The sequence below is a fragment of the Pluralibacter sp. genome (assembly GCF_019237635.1).
GTDB lineage: Bacteria > Pseudomonadota > Gammaproteobacteria > Enterobacterales > Enterobacteriaceae > Enterobacter_B.
Genome location: NZ_JAFAGS010000123.1, coordinates 22,055 through 41,410 on the forward strand (window position 1 = coordinate 22,055; position 19,356 = coordinate 41,410).

Consider the following 19,356-nt stretch of genomic DNA (forward strand, 5'->3'; position numbering starts at 1 on the left):
ACGGCCAGAGAGCGCAGAGTATGATAAACTCAGAGGATGATTTCTGTGCCCGTAAATGGACTGTCTGTAAGTGGTAACGCTTACACGGGTTTATGGCATTTTAATGGAGAAGTTTAATGCCTGAATTTTTATCCTTTATCAATGAGATACTCTGGGGCTCGGTCATGATTTACCTGCTCCTCGGCGCCGGAGTATGGTTTACCTGGCGAACCGGATATATCCAGTTTCGCCGTCTTCGCCAGTTTGGCAAAAGTCTGAAAAACAGCATTGTGCCGCAGTCCAACGGCCTGAGCGCTTTCCAGGCGCTGTGCACCAGCCTGGCGGCGCGCGTCGGCAGCGGTAACCTGGCGGGCGTAGCGCTGGCGATTACCGTCGGCGGCCCGGGCGCCGTATTCTGGATGTGGGTGTCGGCAATTATCGGGATGGCCACCTCATTTGCCGAGTGCTCGCTGGCGCAATTGTACAAAGAGCGCGACGCCAGCGGTCAGTTTCGCGGCGGCCCGGCCTGGTATATGTCCCGAGGGCTGGGCATGCGCTGGATGGGGGTGATGTTCTCGATTTTCCTGTTGCTGGCCTACGGCTTTATCTTCAACACGGTCCAGGCGAACTCCATATCGCACGCTATGCGCTATGCCTTCCATCTGCCGGAAATGATTACCGGCGCAGTACTGGCGCTGCTCACGCTGCTGGTGATTGTCCGCGGGCTGCGCGGCGTCGCGCGGCTAATGCAGTGGCTGGTACCGGTCATGTTGCTGCTGTGGGTGACCGTCAGCCTGATAATCAGCCTCTGGCACATTGGCGAAATTCCCGGGGTTATCAGCAACATCATCCGCTGCGCCTTTGGCTGGCAGGAAGCCGCCGCGGGCGCGGTGGGGTATACCGTCAGCCAGGCGCTGACCAGCGGTTTTCAACGCGGAATGTTTTCTAACGAAGCGGGGATGGGCTCCACGCCCAACGCGGCGGCGACAGCGGCCTCTTCACCGCCCCATCCCGCGGCGCAGGGTATTGTACAGATGATAGGCGTCTTCACGGACACCATGATCGTCTGCACGGCGACGGCCATGGTCGTACTGCTTGCCGGACATAGCACAGAACACCCCGGCAATGGCATTCAATTGGTGCAGCAGGCGATGACGCATTTTGCCGGCAGTTGGGGAGCTCCGTTCGTCGCCGGTATCGTCCTGCTGTTCGCCTTTACCTCCATCGTGGCGAACTATATCTATGCCGAGAACAACCTGATTTACCTGCGCCTCAACACGCCGCGAAACGTCTGGCTGCTGCGCGCCGTGACGCTGCTGATGGTGATGGCAGGTACGCTGATGAGCCTGCCGGTGGTCTGGCAACTGGCGGATATCATTATGGCGCTGATGGCCATCACCAATCTGACGGCGATCCTTCTGCTTTCGCCGGTGGTGCATATCCTTGCCAGCGACTATCTGCGACAGCGAAAGCTGGGGCTGAAACCGGTGTTCAATCCCTCGCGTTATCCGGAGATTAAACCGCAGCTGGCGCCGGGAAGCTGGGATGATGATGCTCGCCAATAGCAGCTATCGCTCCCTTCATGGTCGTTTTTTGGTAAAGTCGGAGAAAAATTCCCGCAAGGACTGGATATGCTGATTCTGATTTCACCTGCAAAAACGCTGGACTACCAAAGCCCGCTGGCCACGACCCGCTATACACACCCTGAGCTGCTGGATTACTCCCAGCAGCTGATTACCGAGGCGCGTAAGCTGTCGGCGCCGCAGATAGCCACGCTGATGAGCATCAGCGACAAGCTGGCGAGCCTGAACGCGACCCGCTTTCACGAATGGCAGCCGGACTTCACCCCGCAGAACGCGCGCCAGGCGATCCTCGCATTTAAGGGCGACGTCTATACCGGACTGCAGGCCGAAGAATTCAACGATGCGGATTTTGATTTCGCCCAGACGCATCTGCGGATGCTTTCCGGGCTGTACGGCGTGCTGCGCCCGCTGGATCTGATGCAGCCTTATCGCCTTGAGATGGGTATCCGTCTGGAGAATGCCAAAGGCAAAGATCTGTACCACTTCTGGGGCGATATTATTACCGACAAGCTCAATGAGGCGCTGAAAGCGCAAGGCGACGATATCATCGTCAACCTGGCGTCTGATGAGTATTTTAAATCGGTGAAACCGAAGAACCTGCAGGGGCGCATCATCAAGCCCGTCTTCCTTGACGAGAAAAACGGCAAATTCAAGGTCATCAGCTTCTACGCCAAAAAAGCGCGTGGGCTGATGAGTCGCTACATCATTGAAAATCGCCTGACGAAGCCGGAGCAGTTAACCGGGTTTAACAGCGAGGGCTATTTCTTTGATGAAGAGACATCGGTAAAAGACGAGCTGGTATTCAAACGCCACGTGCAGTAAGGAAGTGCCCTCTCCCGGACGGGAGAGGGTGAGAAGTACAATCAGTGCTGGGAGTCATGATCGCCATGATGCTCATGATAGTCGCCATGCTCATCATGATCGCCGTGGTGATGTTTCCAGTACTTATCTTCATGTTCATGCCAGTGGTTGTCACGCCACTCATAGTGGTGATCCCACCAGTCGCGATCGCGCCAGTGGTCGCCATCCCAGTAGTTGCCGTCGTGGTCTTGATCGCCAATCTGCAGCTTCACGGCCGGAATCAGGGTGATTTCGGAAGCATGCACCATTACCGGAGCCGCCAGCATCATCGAAAGTGCGAGGAGAACGGGTTTCAGTGCAGACATAGGGTACTCCTTATCATCAGTGCCCGATATGGGTCTATATAAGAAGATTACTCGTCAAAACCACGCTCCGTTATTATCCGTAATCCTAATCTTGCGGCCCCCCGCATTTATTGGTCATTCCTGCATTTTTTCTGCCGAAACTCTGCATAATTTCTCCCCGTTTCCCCCGGCCTGTCGGCCGGAGGAAACAGAGAAATTACGCGTTGCGCATCATGAACTGACGCAGCGCCGCGAAATCAGCCGGCAGGTTGTGCGACAGCAGCGGCAGGCTGGCGCGACAGGCCAGCTCCTTTGGCAGCGGCAGCGGCTGGCCAAGAATCGCCTCCACGCTCTCTTTGAACTTCGCCGGATGCGCAGTACCGAGGAACAACCCGTACTCGCCGGGCTGCAGCGTGTCGCGCAACGCGCGATAGGCCACCGCCGCATGCGGCTCTGAGGTGTAGCCCAGCGCCTGCAGTTCGCGCATGGTCGCTTTAGTGGTCTCATCGTCCACCGACGCGTAGCCGAGGTCGTTCAGACGCCACACCTTCCGACGGAACAGCTCCTCCACGCGCGGCCAGTTGTTAGGCTGACTGACGTCCATCGCGTTTGACAGCGTGGCCTGCGTGGCTTTCGGCTTCCACTCGCCTTCCTGCAGGAAGCGCGGTACGGTGTCGTTGACGTTCGTCGCGGCGATAAAACGCTTCACCGGCAGCCCCATCGACTTCGCGAGCAGCCCCGCCGTCAGGTCGCCAAAGTTACCGCTTGGCACCGAAATCACCAGCTGATTACGCGCATCCTGCGGCAGTTGCGCCACCGCTTCGAAGTAGTAGCAAATCTGCGCCAACAGACGGCTGATGTTGATAGAGTTCGCGGAGTTCAGCCCCAGCGTCTGCTTCAGTTCTTCGTCATCGAAGGCGTGCTTCACCAGCGCCTGGCAGGCGTCGAAATCGCCATCGATAGCAACGGTCTCAATATTGCCGCCCAGGGTACAGAACAGCTTCTCCTGCAGCGGGCTGATTTTACCGCGCGGATAGAGGATAACGACGCGGACATTCTTCAGGCCGTAGAAGGCATGCGCGACGGCCGCGCCAGTATCCCCTGACGTCGCCGTCAGGATAGTCACCGGCTTATCGCCGCTGATGTGGGTCAGCATCTGCGCCATAAAGCGCCCGCCAAAGTCCTTGAACGCCAGCGTCGGACCGTGGAACAGCTCAAGGCAGCCCACATCGCCCTGCACCTGACTTACCGGCGCCGGGAAAGCAAATGCCGCGCGCAGACGCGCTTCCAGCTCAGCGGCCGGGATCTCATCGCCGATAAACGCGGAGAGGATCTTCGCGCTGCGACTGACGAAATCCTGCTGTAGCATCTCGTCGACCTCGGTCAGGCTGAACTCCGGCAGATCGTGCGGGAAAAACAGCCCCTGATGCTTGCCTAAGCCCTGGGTGACGGCCTGCGCGAAGCTGACCTGCTCGTTGTGATCTTTTAAGTTATACAGTTTCATCAATTATCCCACCACGCGTGCGCCCGCCGTGTCCAGCCGGCAAATATGAACAAAGCCTTCCTGATTTTGCAGATAGTGTTTACTGAGCCAGTCTGCGACTCGCTGGGCGGTAGCCGGGTTGTCGCACAGGGCGAACATTGTCGGGCCGGAGCCGGAAATACCGCTCGCCACCGCGCCTATCTCCGCCACCGCCTGACGCGCTTCGCTAAAGCCCGGCAACAGTTTCGTGCGATAAGGCTCGGCGATAACATCTTTCATCAGCGTGGCGGCAAGCGCTGGCTGACGGCTGTAACAGGCATGGATAAACCCGGCAAGATGACGGCCATGCGCAATGCAATCCTGACGACGATACTGCGCCGGAAGAATGGCCCGCGCCTCGGCGGTTGAGACCTTAATCCCCGGGTAGGCCAGCACCCACAGCCACTCATCAAAGCCTGGCACCTGCTGGCTGATAATGCCGCTTTCTTCAATCATCAACTGCATCCCGCCCAGGTAGCAAGGCGCGACGTTATCGTAATGAATGCTGCCGGAGATACGCCCTTCCAGCTCACCCATCAGCGCCAGCATCCGGTGTTCATTCAGCGGTTTGCCGCAGTACTCGTTCATCGCCACCAGCGCAGCCACAACGGAGCAGGCGCTGGAACCGAGACCGGAGCCAATCGGCATGTTCTTCTCCAGCGTCATGGCGACAGGTACGATTTTGCCAATCTCCAGACAATAACGCTCCCAGCACTGCCAGGCGATATTCTCCCGCGGATCGGACGGCAGCTTACTGGCAAAACGCCCGACGTTTTTCAGGCTGAAAACGTCCGCCGCCTCAACGCTGACGTTATCGCCCAGCAGCGTCCCATCCACCGGCGCCACCGCCGCGCCCAGCACATCAAAACCAACGCTCATATTCGCGCTGGAGGCCGGGGCATAAACTTTAACCATCTTAGACTCCTAACTTCCATGACAGGGTACGCAGCAGATCGGCAAACACCCCGGCCGCCGTCACGTCGTTGCCTGCGCCGTATCCGCGCAACACCAGCGGCAGCGGCTGATAATAGTGGCTATAGAATGCCAGCGCGTTCTCGCCGTTTTTCACTTTATACAGCGGATCGTTGCCGTCCACTTCGGCTATCTTCACGCGGCATACGCCATCTTCTTCGATGTTGCCGACGTAACGCAGCACGTGGCCCGTATCGCGGGCTTTCGCCACCCGCGCGGCGAAGGTATTGTTCAGCTGCGGCAAACGCGCCATAAAACTGTCGGTGTCGCCGGAGGCGTCAAAATCGTCCGGCAGCACGGACTCCACCACAATGTCGCTAAGTTCAAGCTGGCGACCCGTCTCACGCACGAGGATCAGCAGCTTGCGCGCCACATCCATGCCGGACAGGTCATCACGCGGATCGGGTTCGGTATAGCCCATTTCCCGCGCCAGCGTTGTCGCTTCCGACAGGCTCATCCCCTCATCGAGCTTACCGAAGATGAACGACAGAGAACCCGAGAGAATACCGGAGAAACGCTGCAGCTCATCTCCTGCGCTAAGAAGGTTCTGCAGGTTCTCAATCACCGGCAGACCCGCGCCGACGTTGGTGTCATACAAAAACTTGCGGCGGGAGCCAGCGGCCGCCTGACGCAGTTCGTGATAGTAGTTCATCGATGAGGTGTTCGCCTTTTTATTCGGCGTCACCACATGGAAACCTTCGCGCAGAAAATCCGCGTACTGATCGGCAACGGCCTGGCTTGAGGTACAGTCCACGATCACCGGGTTCAGCAGGTGATACTCTTTTACCAGGCGAATCAGGCGGCCAAGATTAAATGGCTCTTTCGCCTCGGCAAGCTCACCGCGCCAGTTTTCCAGGTTCAGACCATGTACGTTGGTCAGCAGCGCCCGGGAGTTCGCCACGCCGCACACCCGCAGGTCGATATGCTTGCTCTTAAGCCAGCCCTGCTGGCGCTTGAGCTGCTCAAGCAGCGCGCCGCCCACGCCGCCCACGCCGATGACAAACACCTCAATCACCTGGTCGGTATTGAACAGCATCTGGTGCACCACGCGCACGCCGGTGGTGGCGTCATCGTTGTTCACAACCACAGAGATGGAACGCTCAGAGGAGCCCTGGGCAATCGCCACAATGTTGATATTGGCGCGCGCCAGCGCGGCAAAGAACTTAGCCGAGATACCGCGCAGGGTACGCATACCGTCGCCGACCACGGAGATAATGGCCAGCCGCTCCATGATCGACAGCGGCTCCAGCAGCCCCTCTTTCAGTTCGAGATAAAACTCATCTTCCATCACCTTCTTCGCCCGCGGGCTGTCGCTTTGCGGCACGCAGAAGCTGATGCTGTATTCGGAAGAGGACTGGGTAATCAGCACCACCGAAATTCCGGCGCGGGACATGGTGGCGAACACGCGCGCCGCCATCCCCACCATGCCTTTCATGCCAGGGCCGGAGACGTTGAACATCGCCATGTTGTTAAGATTTGAGATCCCTTTGACCGGCAGACCGTCTTCATCGCGGCTGGCGCCAATCAGCGTGCCCGGCGCCTGCGGGTTGCCGGTATTTTTGATAAGACAGGGGATCTGGAACTGGGCGATCGGCGAGATCGTACGCGGATGCAGCACCTTCGCGCCGAAGTAAGAGAGCTCCATCGCTTCCTGGTAGGACATCGACTTCAGCAGCCGGGCATCCGGCACCTGGCGCGGGTCGCAGGTATAAACGCCGTCAACGTCGGTCCAGATCTCACAGCAGTCGGCGCGCAGGCAGGCGGCCAGCACCGCCGCGGAATAGTCGGAACCGTTACGCCCCAGAACCACCAATTCGCCTTTGTCGTTACCGGCGGTAAACCCGGCCATCAGCACCATGTGGTCAGACGGAATTTGGCTGGCGACGATACGGCGGGTTGATTCCGCGATATCGACCGTCGATTCCAGATAGTGCCCCACCGCCAGCAGCTTCTCGACCGGATCGATAACGGTGACCTTGTGGCCGCGCGCCTCCAGCAGACCAGCCATGATGGCGATCGACAGCTTTTCACCCCGGCAGATAAACGCCGCGTTGACGGCATCCGGACACTGACCTAACAGGCTGATGCCATGCAGGACATGTTTAATCTGCGCGAATTCCTGAGCGACGACCGCCTTTAACTGTGCGAGAGGAAAACCCGACTGAGCATCGGCAAGGCCCTGAAGCAGTTCAGCGAAAATACGCTCAGCATCAGCAATATTCACAAGAGCTTCCTGACCGCCAATGGTTTTTTCAATCATCGCGACCAGATGGTTGGTGATTTTGGCCGGGGCAGAAAGCACAGTGGCGACCTGCCCCTGCCTGGCGTTGCTCTCCAGAATATCGGCAACTCGCAGAAAGCACTCTGCGTTTGCCACTGATGTACCGCCGAACTTCAAGACTCGCATAGTTCTTACCCCTTGATTTTTAGTCGAAAAAAAAGCCCGCACTGTTCAGGTGCGGGCTTTTTTCTTTTTTTCCTGTACGCGTCAGCCCGCACCGATACCTGTGGTAATGGTGATGGTTGTAATAGTGGTAATCATGCTGATGCGAATCATGGATGTTGTGTGCTCTGTTATTTATCTGTCTGTGCTGTTCCCTATATTGGTTAAAGTATCTGGCAGGGTAAGTCAACGAATTTTTACATTGGTCACATTCCGTAACCACCCCGATTCCGGCTAACGCCGCCCTAGTTTTTGACCAGATACCCCAAATCAAACCCGCTAATGCAGAGCATCACCCCATAAATAAAATTTATGGCAGCATTTTACGCTGAGAGATTTTTTTCGATATCATGCAGCAAACGGTGCAACATGGCGGTATCCCGCTGCGCTAAAAGGCCGATCCGCTGCTGTAGCCAGTCGGCCAGTTTATGGTCATCGGCCACCTGCAATCGTTCCAGCAACGCCTGGGTGCGAAGACGTAACGCCTGTAGCTGGTTTTCGTCGCCCTCACTGGCGCCAGGCGCCGTATTTTGCGTCAGAGAAGAGAGCTGGTAGCAGTAGACCATCACTGCCTGTCCGAGGTTCAGCGACGGGTAGTCGGCCACCATCGGCACGCCGGTCAGCACATCGGCCAGCGCCAGTTCGTCATTGGTTAAGCCCGAATCTTCGCGGCCAAACACCAGCGCGGCGTGCTGCAGCCACTGTGATTTTTCCTCCAGCAGCGGCATCAGCTCCTGCGGCGTGGCGTAATAGTGAAAGCGCGCGCGGCTGCGGGCGGTGGTGGCGATAGTGAAATCCACATCGTGCAACGCCTCGGCCAGAGTGGCATAAGTGGTGATGTTTTCGAGGATATCGCCGGCGCCGTGGGCGACCCGCTGCGCGCCGGGTTCACGGTGCGCGACGCTTGCGACAATTCGCATTTCGGTGAAGCCCATGGTCTTCATGGCCCGGGCGGCAGCGCCGATATTTTCGGCTCTTGCTGGCGAAACCAGCACGATTGATAAGCGCATGTAATCATCTCTTTTTAGCATTCAGACGGCAACAATGTGATGCACGTCAACATATTGCGCGGCGCGAATTTACTTAATTGCAACAAAAATCAGTGAAATGGCGTTTCTTAACATATAAAAAAGATTAAACTATTTTCTAAGAATCCACTGAGGTAATATGTTAACAGAACTGATATATCCTCATGTTCTCAAATAGTATTTTAAATTCAATTAACGCGCCCCTGTTGGATTCATTGCGTTTATCAGTTAATCTTCGCAACTACCTGACTTGTTGCCAAATTGTGACAAACGCTAGCATTTAGATGCAATGATTTCACAAGACTGTTAACGTGCTACAATTGAACTTGATATATGTCAACGAAGCGTAGTTTTATTGGGTGTCAGACGTCACTTAGCCTGTTATGTTGCTGTTAAAATGGTTAGGATGACAGCCGTTTTTGACACTGTCGGGTCCAGAGGGAAAGTACCCACGACCAAGCTAATGATGTTGTTGACGTTGATGGAAAGTGCATCAAGAACGCAATTACGTACTTTAGTCATGTTATGCCGGTCATGTTAATTTGCGACATGTACCAGGCGGGTCAGGGACTTTTGTACTTCCTGTTTCGATTTAGTTGGCAATTTAGGTAGCAAACATGCAGACCCCGCACATTCTTATCGTTGAAGACGAGTTGGTAACACGCAACACGTTAAAAAGTATTTTCGAAGCAGAAGGCTACGATGTTTTCGAAGCGACCGATGGCGCGGAAATGCATCAGATCCTTTCAGAAAATGATATCAATCTGGTGATTATGGATATCAATCTGCCAGGGAAAAACGGCCTTCTGTTGGCGCGTGAACTGCGCGAACAGGCAAACGTCGCCCTGATGTTCCTTACCGGCCGTGACAACGAGGTCGACAAAATCCTCGGTCTGGAAATCGGTGCAGATGACTATATTACCAAGCCGTTCAACCCACGTGAACTGACGATTCGTGCGCGCAACCTGCTCTCCCGCACCATGAATCTGGGTACCGTGAGCGAAGAACGCCGCAGCGTTGAAAGCTACAAGTTCAACGGCTGGGAGCTGGACATCAACAGCCGCTCTCTTATCAGCCCGAACGGCGAGCAGTACAAGCTGCCGCGTAGCGAATTCCGCGCCATGCTGCACTTCTGCGAAAACCCGGGCAAGATCCAGTCCCGCGCAGAGCTGCTGAAGAAAATGACCGGTCGCGAGCTGAAGCCGCACGACCGTACCGTTGACGTGACTATCCGCCGTATTCGTAAGCACTTCGAATCCACGCCGGATACGCCGGAAATCATCGCCACGATCCACGGTGAAGGTTATCGTTTCTGCGGCGATCTGCAGGAATAATATTACTGTTAGCCCTAAAAAAACGGCGCACTTTGCGCCGTTTTTTTATCCTTGCATAACTCGATTATCCCTTCCACGGCATAATCGGTACGGCGCTGATGGCGTTTTTCGGCGAACCGTCCACCACTTTATCGGAGTACGTCAGGTACACCAGCGCGTTGCGTTTGGCGTCATAAAAACGCACCACCTGCAGCTTTTTGAACACCAGAGACGTGCGCTTCTGGAACACTACATCGCCCTGTGTCTTGCCGTTTTTGATCTTATCGCTTACCTCAATTGGCCCAACCTGCTGGCAGGAGATGGCCGCATCGGAGGTATCTTCCGCCAGCCCTAAGCCACCTTTAATCCCCCCGGTTTTCGCCCGGCTGATGTAGCAGGTCACATTGTTCACATCCGGATCGTCAAAAGCCTCGACAACGATTTTATGATCTGGGCCGATCATCTTGAACACCGTATCGACGGAGCCAATTTGTTCCGCGTGTGCCGCTTGCCCGGCCATCGCCAGCAGGAGGCCAATCATTAAACTCTTGTATTTCATATTGTTACCATTTCTGAAAATGACGTTGAGCGATTATTCACTTTTAAAGCAGAAAATGTTTAAAGATCACAGCTTTACAAAAATAATAACTTAATAACCTGTAAAATCGCACTTTAGAGCAAAAAAAACACTGAATGCTAAAACATCAAAAAATGTTATTATCCGCTAACCTAGTAACAGGCATCTGCGTAAGGATGAGGACATATATATGGATCAGGCTGGGATTATTCGCGATCTTCTAAGCTGGCTCGAAGGGCACCTTGATCAGCCTCTGTCACTGGATAACGTGGCGGCAAAAGCAGGCTATTCCAAGTGGCACCTGCAGAGAATGTTTAAAGACGTGACTGGCCATGCGATTGGTGCCTATATTCGCGCTCGTCGACTGTCGAAATCAGCGGTTGCGCTGCGTTTGACCGCGCGCCCTATTTTAGATATCGCCCTGCAGTATCGTTTCGACTCGCAGCAGACGTTTACCCGCGCCTTTAAGAAACAGTTCTCGCTGACGCCAGCGCTCTATCGCCGTTCTCCTGACTGGAGCGCGTTCGGTATGCGTCCGCCGCTGCGTCTTGGCGAATTCACCATGCCGAAGCATGAATTCGTCATGCTTCCGGAAACCCATCTGGTCGGGGTAACCCAGAGCTATACCTGTAAGCTGGAAGAGATCTCCGATTTCCGTCAGCAGATGCGCGTTCAGTTCTGGCGTGAGTTCCTCAGCAACTCGCCGAGCATCCCGCCGATGCTGTATGGCCTGCACGAACCACGACCGAATCTGGACAGAGATGACGAGCAGGAAGTGCTGTACACCACTGCGCTGACGCCGGAAATGGCCAACGGTCATCTGCAGAATTCGCATCCTGTCACGCTGGAAGGCGGCGAATATGTGATGTTCACCTATGAAGGGCTGGGCACCGGGCTGCAGGAGTTTATTCTGACCGTCTATGGCACCAGCATGCCGATGCTGAACCTGACCCGTCGTAAGGGCCAGGATATTGAACGCTTCTTCCCGCAGAAAGAAGCGATCAACCAGGAACCCCCAATTCAGCTGCGCTGCGAGTACCTGATTCCGATTCGTCGTTAACGCTGCAGCTCATCCAACGCAGGGGCGTCCAGATGCGAGATGTCCCCTGCGGTTTCCACCACCCAACCTGGCGCAAGCCACGGGCTTTGCTGGTAGTCCACTCGAGAAATCGAGCAGTTGCGTAAACGCAGGCGACGTTCAGCGTGCGCCGGTAATCCCAGGATCGTGCTCATCAGGCAACCCAGCGCCATACCATGGCTGACCAGCAGCGGGCGGCTTCCCTGCGGCAAATTCAGGCAGCTCACCAATGCGGCGTGCATACGATCGGCCAGCTCCTGCATTGACTCGCCCTGCGGAATACGGCCGCCAGGCGTGCCGTTCACCAGTTGGCGACGCCAGCCCTCTTCCTGCTCGGTCAACGAATCGATGAGACGCTTCTCAAGCACGCCCATGTTCAGCTCGCGCAGACGCGCGTCGAAGGCTACAGCACAGCCGCAGGCGTCAGCAATGATCTCGGCGGTACGGCGCGTACGGCCAAGGTCGCTGGAGATAATATGGGTGATGCCCAGCGTTCTGGCGCGCTCCCCCACCTGCCAGGCCTGCTGCTCACCTTTTTCGGTCAGCGGACTGTCGGACTGGCCCTGAAGACGTCGCTCGGCGTTCCACTGCGTCTCGCCGTGGCGAACAAGGTATACCTGTAACATGCTAATTATCCGTTATACTGCGATGATGATTTTTTGGCTTAAGTGTCTTGATTATGCACCAAGTTGTCTCAGCTACCACTAATCCCGCAAAAATTCGGGCCATTATGCAGGCTTTTGCCGAGATCTTCGGCGAAGGATCCTGCCACATTGATGCTATCGCCGTCGAGAGCGGCGTGCCGGAACAACCGAATGGCTGCGAAGAAACGCGCGCTGGCGCACGTAACCGGGTGGCAAACGCGCGCGCCAGCCGTCCCGATGCGGACTTCTGGGTAGCGATTGAAGCCGGTATTGACGATGGCAGCACCTTTAGCTGGGTCGTGATTGAAAGCCGCCAGCAGCGCGGCGAAGCGCGCTCGGCGACATTACCGCTCCCGGCGGTAATTCTGGAACGCGTACGCCACGGCGAGGCGCTGGGGCCTGTCATGTCGCACTATACGGGGATTGACGAGATTGGCCGTAAGGAAGGCGCCATCGGCGTATTTACAGCCGGGAAACTGACCCGCAGCAGCGTTTATTATCAGGCGGTGATCCTGGCGCTTAGCCCATTTCACAACGCCGTTTATCGCTGAGTGTCCGGCAGCGCCTGCTCCAGCCATTGACGCAGCTCAACAGGCGCCGATTTCAGACTATTTGAACCGCGCGTGATGGTCGCAATGCCCGCGCCGAGCTCGCTTTTCAGCTCGCGCTGGCTCATTTCTCCGCGCAGGAGTTCTTCAATTATCCGCACGCGGGTGCCGAGCGCCTCCCGCTCATCCGGCGTCATCATCAGATTAAGCAGAGGCAGGTGTAAATCAGCCTCATACGCTTTACGCAGCAGCTCGACGAAACGAAGCCATTCCTGGTTACGCTGTTCGGCAAGCGCCGCTGAATAAGGGGATTGTTGGGTCATGTTACGCCACCATATTGGGGCGGATGGCCGGGGCCATCCGCCAAATGTACTCTTTTGCGAGTACAAGCATAACATACTCCGCCGAAACGGGGACAGGATCAGTAACGCTGTTGCCACTCAGCCTTGGTCAGAATGACCGGCTGCTCGCCCATGAAGTAGCGATAGTAGGCATCGTAGGCCAGCACATTCTTCACGTAACCCCGCGTCTCCGAGAACGGAATACTCTCGACAAAAGCGACCGCATCGAGGCGTCCGGCGCTGTTGCCCTGCCAGGTGCGCACGCGTCCCGGCCCGGCGTTATAGGCCGCCGAGGCGTAAATACGGTTATTGTCGAACTGCTGGTACACATACTGCAGGTACAGCGTGCCGATATTGATGTTGGTTTCCGGGTCAAGCAGCTGGCTTGGGCCGCTGTAGCCCGGTACGTTGAACATCTTCACCGTATGTGTCGCCGTTCCCGGCATCAACTGCATCAGCCCGGTGGCACCGACGGGAGAGCGAATTTTCGGGTTCCAGGCACTCTCCTGACGGGCGATCGCCATCGCATAGCTCTTATCGTAACCCTTATCGCCGGTGTAACGGGCAAACAGGTCCTTATAGGCTAGCGGGAAGCGTTCCTGCAGATTATCCCACAGCTTACCGGCGATAGTGGCCTGCACGCTGAGATCCCACCAGCCCTGATCGTAGGCGTAACGCGCCAGCTGCGACTGCTCGTTGCGCGTGCGGCTGGTCACCAGGTTGGCCCATTCACTGCGCGCGGTGTTATCCATATTCCAGTACATCAGCTCGCGCACGCGCATCATTTCCGGGCCGCTGACCAGCAACGGAGCAACCGTCCCTTCCGGTTTTTCTACCCGTACAGGGTAGTCCTCGCCCAGCCGTTGGGCAGCCACCATCGGGTAGAAACCGCGCTGCTGCATCAGCGAACGCAGAATGCTTTTCGCTTCATCGTCACGACCGCGCTCCATCAGCAGATCCGCCTGCCAGTAGCGCCATTCGTCCTTCTCTTTCGCCTCCATCGGCAGACGGGCAAGCCAGGTATTCAGACCACGGCGATCGCCCTCGCCCAGCGCCATGCGTACGCGGCGCTCCACAAGCGAAGTCGACTGCGAGCGCATCACGGCATCGTCGCGCCAGCGGGCTTGCTCGTCCGTTACATCCGTCCCCATTAAACGCCAGGCGACAATATCGCGTAGCGCCTGAGTCTGATCCTCATTGAGCTTCTGCGCCTGAACCAGCATCGGCAGCATCAGGCGGGCGTTCTCCACATCCTGGCGCGCTACGCTTTCAAAGGCTTCTGCCGCCATCTGTCGCGTAAAATCGGTCGCCCCGGTGCTCTGCGCGAAGCTCAGCACGCTGTTGGGGTTATTCGCGAGACTCACGATGGCAGAAGAAATGGTTTGATAGCTGGAAGGCATCTGCCCGGCAAGCGCGGTGACCAGGCTGGTATTTCCGGCTTTCATCGCCAGGCGAATCCGCTCCAGATAAGCCAGCGGGTCCTGCGCGCCCGACGAGCGCCAGGCGCTGAAGAGCTTATCGCAGGCCGCAGGTTGGTTTTTACCGGTCAGCCAGAGTTCTTGCGCCCCTGTCCAGGCCTCCTGCGTCAGGCCAGTGCTGTATTTCGCATAGTAATAATTACACTGGGCCTCGGCGGTGCCCGGTTTATCCGGGCTGAACGCCAGCAGCCCACGCCAGTCCTCCCTGCGCGCCAGCTCGTTCACAAAGCGGTTTTGCAGGGTACGTGCTGGCGGCAACGTCGGGTTGGCGCGTACAAAATCGGTCACGGTGATGGCGGGCTCATTCATCAGATCGTCGGTTATCTGACGATACTCCAGGTACGGATAGAGCGGATACGCTTTTAGCGTCGGCATCAGTTGGTCGACAACGTCCATCTGGCGGTTATCCCACGCCTGCTTAATTTGGGCATAGCGGCTGCGCTGTTCATCCAGTGAATCCGCATGCACCGCGTAGCTTACCGTCAGCAGGCAGGCGCTGGCCGCCAGAAGACGCCACATCATGGGTTGGGCTTTTTCCACAAGCGCTTCCTCTTTAAAAATGCGTCAATGCAGCATCGTGCCGCGTAAAAGACTGTTTCTGGTAATTATGCTAACCAGACATTGCGTATTGCGCCACGTCAGGAACACTTTTTTACCTTTAATGTTACTGCGATCGCCTCGCTGGGATTACAGCATGAAAAAGGCTACACTTCGCAGCTGAATACTATTTCTTTACTATAAAAGAGGCGAAGTCCAACGTGGCTCAATTCGTTTATACCATGCATCGTGTCGGCAAAGTGGTTCCGCCGAAACGTCATATCCTGAAAAATATCTCGCTGAGCTTCTTCCCTGGCGCAAAAATCGGCGTCCTTGGTCTGAACGGCGCCGGTAAATCCACCCTGCTGCGCATTATGGCGGGCATCGATACCGATATCGAAGGTGAAGCGCGCCCGCAGCCAGGCATCAAAATTGGCTACCTGCCGCAGGAGCCGCAGCTCAATCCTGAGCACACTGTGCGTGAATCCGTTGAAGAAGCGGTTGCCGAAGTGGTTAACGCGCTGAAAGGTCTGGATGAGGTGTACGCGAAGTACGCTGAACCGGATGCTGACTTTGACAAACTCGCCGCACAACAGGGTAAGTTTGAAGAGATAATCCAGGCGCACGACGGTCATAACCTGAACGTGCAGCTGGAGCGCGCGGCCGATGCCCTGCGTCTGCCGGACTGGGATGCGAAAATCGCGAATCTTTCCGGTGGTGAGCGCCGCCGCGTCGCGCTGTGCCGTCTGCTGCTGGAAAAACCGGACATGCTGCTGCTCGACGAACCGACCAACCACCTGGATGCGGAATCCGTGGCCTGGCTGGAACGCTTCCTGCACGATTTCGAAGGCACCGTCGTGGCGATTACCCACGACCGTTACTTCCTCGACAACGTAGCGGGTTGGATCCTGGAGCTTGACCGTGGCGAAGGTATTCCATGGGAAGGCAACTACTCCTCCTGGCTTGAGCAGAAAGATCAGCGTCTGGCGCAGGAAGCCTCAGCGGAAGCGGCTCGCCGTAAATCTATTGAGAAAGAACTGGAGTGGGTGCGTCAGGGCGCCAAAGGCCGTCAGTCTAAGGGTAAAGCCCGTCTGGCACGCTTTGAAGAGCTCAACAGCACCGAATACCAGAAACGTAACGAAACCAACGAACTGTTTATTCCGCCTGGCGCGCGTCTGGGGGATAAAGTTGTTGAAGTCAGCAATCTGCGTAAGTCTTACGGCGACCGCCTGCTGATCGACGACCTGAGCTTCTCCGTCCCGAAAGGCGCCATCGTGGGCATCATTGGTCCGAACGGCGCGGGTAAATCGACGCTGTTCCGCATGATGTCCGGTCAGGAACAGCCTGACAGCGGCGCCATCACCCTGGGTGAGACCGTGAAGCTCGCGTCCGTTGACCAGTTCCGCGACGCCATGGACAACAGCAAAACCGTGTGGGAAGAGGTCTCCGGCGGTCTGGATATCATGCGTATCGGCAACACCGAAATGCCGAGCCGCGCCTATGTGGGCCGCTTTAACTTCAAAGGTACTGACCAGGGCAAACGCGTAGGCGAACTGTCCGGCGGTGAGCGTGGTCGTCTGCACCTGGCGAAGCTGCTACAGGTTGGCGGCAACGTGCTGCTGCTCGATGAACCGACCAACGACCTGGATATCGAAACCCTGCGCGCACTGGAAAACGCCCTGCTGGAATTCCCGGGCTGCGCGATGGTTATCTCGCACGACCGTTGGTTCCTCGACCGTATCGCCACCCACATCCTGGACTACCAGGATGAAGGTAAAGTGGAGTTCTTCGAAGGTAACTTCACCGAATACGAAGAGTACAAGAAACGTACCCTCGGCGCGGACGCGCTGGAGCCGAAACGTATCAAGTACAAACGTATTACCAAGTAATCATGCGCAAAGCGAATGGCGAAAGCCATTCGCTTTAGTATTACTGAATGTTGATTGCAAAAAAAATAAATAACTATCCCCTCTGAAAAATAGTGTTCTTTTTTATATATCTACAGTACGCCAACCGCATATTTCATAATAAATACAAATATTATCCCTCGCCGTAAAAAAGCCTCTCCCTGATGACTATTGAGCATATATATAAATTATGCTAAAACTCCACATCAGCGCAGGTGATATGTTATTCATAATATTTATTCCTTAAACAGGAATCATCAGGCACAGGGAAAATAGCGTTATTGCAAGGGAATGACATGTTATCTCGTATTACACCTCATGCGTTATTCGATCGTCACAGGGATAGTGAATGTGGTGGGTGATGGGCGTAATTCGCTCTGTAATTCATTCGTCTAATCTATTAATGTGGTTTATTGAATAACTCATGAATATTAAGCAATGTCTGTCAGGAAAAGATTTATCCAGGAAAATCCGCCGGGCCAGAACGTCATTACATCAATGGAAGAAGATCGGTATCCAGCGCCATCTGTGGAAAATTATGATCGCCGCGCCGATGTGTTTACTCATCATCTACCTGGTCATTTTCAGCCAGCCGCGTTTTGTCAGCGAGTCAAAGGTTGCGGTAAAGCGCCCTAACGATCTTGATACTTCCAGCCTGAATGTCGGCCTGCTGCTTGGCGCTTCCAACCCATCATCTGCGGAAGACTCCCTGTACCTGAAAGAGTACATGAACTCGCCAGACATGCTGCAGACGCTGGATAAACAGCTCGATTTTCATCAGGCCTTTGGTCAAAGCGGCTGGGATTTTCTGTTTCATCTGCCGGTGGACATCAGCGCAGAGCGGTATCTCGAGTACTACCGGGCGCGGCTGGCCGTCGATTATGACGAAAAAACGGGCCTGTTAACCATCCAGACACAGGGTTTTACCCCCGAGTTTGCCCGGCGGTTCAACCAGACGATACTGAAGGAGTCAGAGCGCTTCATTAACGAGTTGTCTCATAAAATCTCACGTGAGCAGATGCAGTTTGCCGAAGACGAGTTACAGCAAGCCAAAGAACGCCTGAGCCTCAGCAAAAACAGATTATTGTCGTACCAGAACAATAACAATGTGCTTGACCCCGCGGCATCCGCCGAGGCTGCCACAACGCTCGTCAATACGCTAATCGGCAAAAAAATTGAAATGGAGGCGGATTTACGCAACCTGCTGACCTATTTACGTGAAGATGCGCCCCAGGTCGTGAGTACCAAAAACGCCATCAAATCACTGCAGGCGCAAATCGACGTCGAGCAAAGTAAAATTACCGCGCCTGACGGAAAAAAACTCAACAGTATGGCGGCTGATTTTGAAGACCTGAAATCAACCGTCACATTTGATACCGATCTCTACTCACTGGCCCTCCAGGCTATTGAAAAGACACGCATGGAAAGTGCGCGAAAATTAAAAACTCTGTCCGTGATCAGCTCCCCACAATTGCCGCAAGAATCCAAGTATCCGGATATTCCGTATCTCTTAGCAAGCTGGTTATTGGTGTGTTGTTTACTGTTTGGCACGGTCAAATTATTGATCACCATCATTGAAGATCATAAAGACTAATGACCTACCAATATTATTAACAGAGCCTATTATGAAATTAGTTAAATCGATACTTATCCTGACGATTTTACACTCCAGTCAAGGTATGGCGGTCGGAATTACCGCTGATCCGCAATTAACTGGCGCAGCCGACTTACCCGCTATCCTTGCCGCGAAAGCGGAAACAATAGATAGCAACGGCTTTGATAATACTCCCCCACCACAACCGGAACCCGTCTTAAGCCGCATGTTCGGCGCTCAGCTGTTTACCGGGGCAACGGCAGATAGTGGCGCAGGGATCGGTTTTAACCCCAATTACGTCATCGGGCTTGGCGATACGATTCAGATACGGCTCTGGGGTGCATTCAACTTTGACGGTGCCTTACCCGTTGACCCTAAAGGCAACATTTTTGTCCCTAACGTCGGCCCGCTGAAGGTGAACGGCGTGACCAACGGCCAGTTGAACAGCCTGGTCACCGCGAAGGTCAAAGAGGTCTATCAGTCGAACGTGAATGTTTACGCCTCGCTATTGCAGGCCCAGCCGGTAAAAGTTTTCGTGACCGGCTATGTGAGAAATCCCGGGCTTTACGGCGGCGTTGCCTCTGATTCCCTGCTTTCCTATCTGAGTAAAGCAGGCGGCGTCGACAGCGAGCGCGGCAGCTATGTCGACATTACCGTCAAACGCGGT

At 55.4% G+C, this 19,356-nt stretch carries 19 protein-coding genes and 1 other annotated feature; of the genes, 8 read left to right on the forward strand and 11 right to left on the reverse strand.

All coding sequences use genetic code 11. The annotated features are described in order from the left end of the window. Positions 1-116: 116 nt before the first annotated feature. A complete protein-coding gene (locus tag JO226_RS14535) occupies positions 117-1,544 on the forward strand; it encodes a sodium:alanine symporter family protein (protein ID WP_293600677.1) in 1,428 nt (475 codons plus the stop codon). Positions 1,545-1,610: 66 nt separating this feature from the next. Next, positions 1,611-2,384: a peroxide stress protein YaaA gene (gene yaaA, locus JO226_RS14540; protein ID WP_293600678.1), complete on the forward strand. Its 774-nt coding sequence runs from the start codon at positions 1,611-1,613 to the stop codon at positions 2,382-2,384. Between the two features lie 41 nt (positions 2,385-2,425). On the opposite strand, the gene JO226_RS14545 is transcribed toward yaaA, so the two are convergent. The 7 genes from JO226_RS14545 to yjjY all read right to left on the reverse strand — a co-directional run bounded on the left by JO226_RS14545 (position 2,426) and on the right by yjjY (position 9,194). Continuing rightward, complete coding sequence (locus tag JO226_RS14545; protein ID WP_293600680.1) at positions 2,426-2,728, reverse strand: DUF2502 domain-containing protein; 303 nt, start codon at positions 2,726-2,728, stop codon at positions 2,426-2,428. A gap of 196 nt (positions 2,729-2,924) precedes the next feature. Beyond that, positions 2,925-4,211 carry a threonine synthase gene (gene thrC, locus JO226_RS14550; protein WP_293600682.1) on the reverse strand — a complete coding sequence of 429 codons (1,287 nt, stop codon included), beginning with the start codon at positions 4,209-4,211 and terminating at the stop codon, positions 2,925-2,927. 3 nt (positions 4,212-4,214) lie between these two features. After that, positions 4,215-5,144 carry a homoserine kinase gene (thrB, locus tag JO226_RS14555; RefSeq protein ID WP_293600684.1) on the reverse strand — a complete coding sequence of 310 codons (930 nt, stop codon included), beginning with the start codon at positions 5,142-5,144 and terminating at the stop codon, positions 4,215-4,217. A gap of 1 nt (position 5,145) precedes the next feature. Beyond that, entirely contained in the window at positions 5,146-7,608 is a 2,463-nt protein-coding gene (gene thrA, locus JO226_RS14560) for a bifunctional aspartate kinase/homoserine dehydrogenase I (protein WP_293600686.1), read from the reverse strand. 25 nt (positions 7,609-7,633) lie between these two features. Then, positions 7,634-7,751, reverse strand: a sequence feature (Thr leader region). Continuing rightward, positions 7,690-7,758, reverse strand: a complete 69-nt coding sequence (locus JO226_RS14565) for a thr operon leader peptide (protein ID WP_157865609.1) — start codon at positions 7,756-7,758, stop codon at positions 7,690-7,692. It overlaps the preceding feature by 62 nt. Before the next feature lie 209 nt (positions 7,759-7,967). Next, positions 7,968-8,654: a tRNA/rRNA methyltransferase gene (locus JO226_RS14570; protein ID WP_293600688.1), complete on the reverse strand. Its 687-nt coding sequence runs from the start codon at positions 8,652-8,654 to the stop codon at positions 7,968-7,970. A 399-nt stretch (positions 8,655-9,053) separates the two neighbouring features. Continuing rightward, complete coding sequence (gene yjjY, locus JO226_RS14575; protein ID WP_001541509.1) at positions 9,054-9,194, reverse strand: protein YjjY; 141 nt, start codon at positions 9,192-9,194, stop codon at positions 9,054-9,056. Positions 9,195-9,289: 95 nt separating this feature from the next. Between yjjY and arcA the strand changes: the two genes are divergently transcribed. After that, positions 9,290-10,006 (forward strand): two-component system response regulator ArcA, encoded by a 717-nt coding sequence (gene arcA, locus JO226_RS14580; RefSeq protein ID WP_013367683.1) that lies wholly within the window; start codon positions 9,290-9,292, stop codon positions 10,004-10,006. Positions 10,007-10,070: 64 nt separating this feature from the next. Here the strand turns inward: arcA and creA are convergent, their stop codons facing one another. Then, positions 10,071-10,544 (reverse strand): protein CreA, encoded by a 474-nt coding sequence (gene creA, locus JO226_RS14585; RefSeq protein ID WP_293602266.1) that lies wholly within the window; start codon positions 10,542-10,544, stop codon positions 10,071-10,073. Between the two features lie 208 nt (positions 10,545-10,752). Here creA and robA point away from each other — a divergent pair, with 208 nt between their 5' ends. Continuing rightward, entirely contained in the window at positions 10,753-11,622 is an 870-nt protein-coding gene (gene robA, locus JO226_RS14590; RefSeq protein ID WP_293602267.1) for an MDR efflux pump AcrAB transcriptional activator RobA, read from the forward strand. Here robA and gpmB read toward each other — a convergent pair. Beyond that, positions 11,619-12,266, reverse strand: coding sequence for a 2,3-diphosphoglycerate-dependent phosphoglycerate mutase GpmB (gene gpmB, locus JO226_RS14595; protein WP_293602268.1), 648 nt, complete (start codon positions 12,264-12,266; stop codon positions 11,619-11,621). The genes robA and gpmB overlap by 4 nt on opposite strands. Positions 12,267-12,319: 53 nt before the next feature. Between gpmB and yjjX the strand changes: the two genes are divergently transcribed. Then, the gene (gene yjjX, locus JO226_RS14600) at positions 12,320-12,835 is read left to right on the forward strand and encodes an inosine/xanthosine triphosphatase (RefSeq protein WP_293602269.1); all 516 of its coding nucleotides are present in this window, start codon (positions 12,320-12,322) and stop codon (positions 12,833-12,835) included. Here the strand turns inward: yjjX and trpR are convergent. Further along, positions 12,826-13,155 carry a trp operon repressor gene (gene trpR / locus JO226_RS14605; protein WP_293602270.1) on the reverse strand — a complete coding sequence of 110 codons (330 nt, stop codon included), beginning with the start codon at positions 13,153-13,155 and terminating at the stop codon, positions 12,826-12,828. The genes yjjX and trpR overlap by 10 nt on opposite strands. Before the next feature lie 98 nt (positions 13,156-13,253). After that, positions 13,254-15,191 carry a murein transglycosylase gene (gene sltY, locus JO226_RS14610; protein WP_293602271.1) on the reverse strand — a complete coding sequence of 646 codons (1,938 nt, stop codon included), beginning with the start codon at positions 15,189-15,191 and terminating at the stop codon, positions 13,254-13,256. Positions 15,192-15,409: 218 nt separating this feature from the next. Here sltY and ettA point away from each other — a divergent pair, with 218 nt between their 5' ends. The 3 genes from ettA to JO226_RS14625 all read left to right on the forward strand — a co-directional run. Continuing rightward, the gene (ettA, locus tag JO226_RS14615) at positions 15,410-17,077 is read left to right on the forward strand and encodes an energy-dependent translational throttle protein EttA (protein ID WP_293602272.1); all 1,668 of its coding nucleotides are present in this window, start codon (positions 15,410-15,412) and stop codon (positions 17,075-17,077) included. A 556-nt stretch (positions 17,078-17,633) separates the two neighbouring features. Beyond that, on the forward strand, positions 17,634-18,689 hold the full coding sequence (locus tag JO226_RS14620; RefSeq protein WP_293602274.1) for a capsule biosynthesis protein: 1,056 nt from the start codon (positions 17,634-17,636) through the stop codon (positions 18,687-18,689). 31 nt (positions 18,690-18,720) lie between these two features. Further along, positions 18,721-19,356, forward strand: a 636-nt coding sequence (locus tag JO226_RS14625) for a polysaccharide biosynthesis/export family protein (RefSeq protein ID WP_293602273.1), incomplete at its 3' end; no start/stop codon positions are given.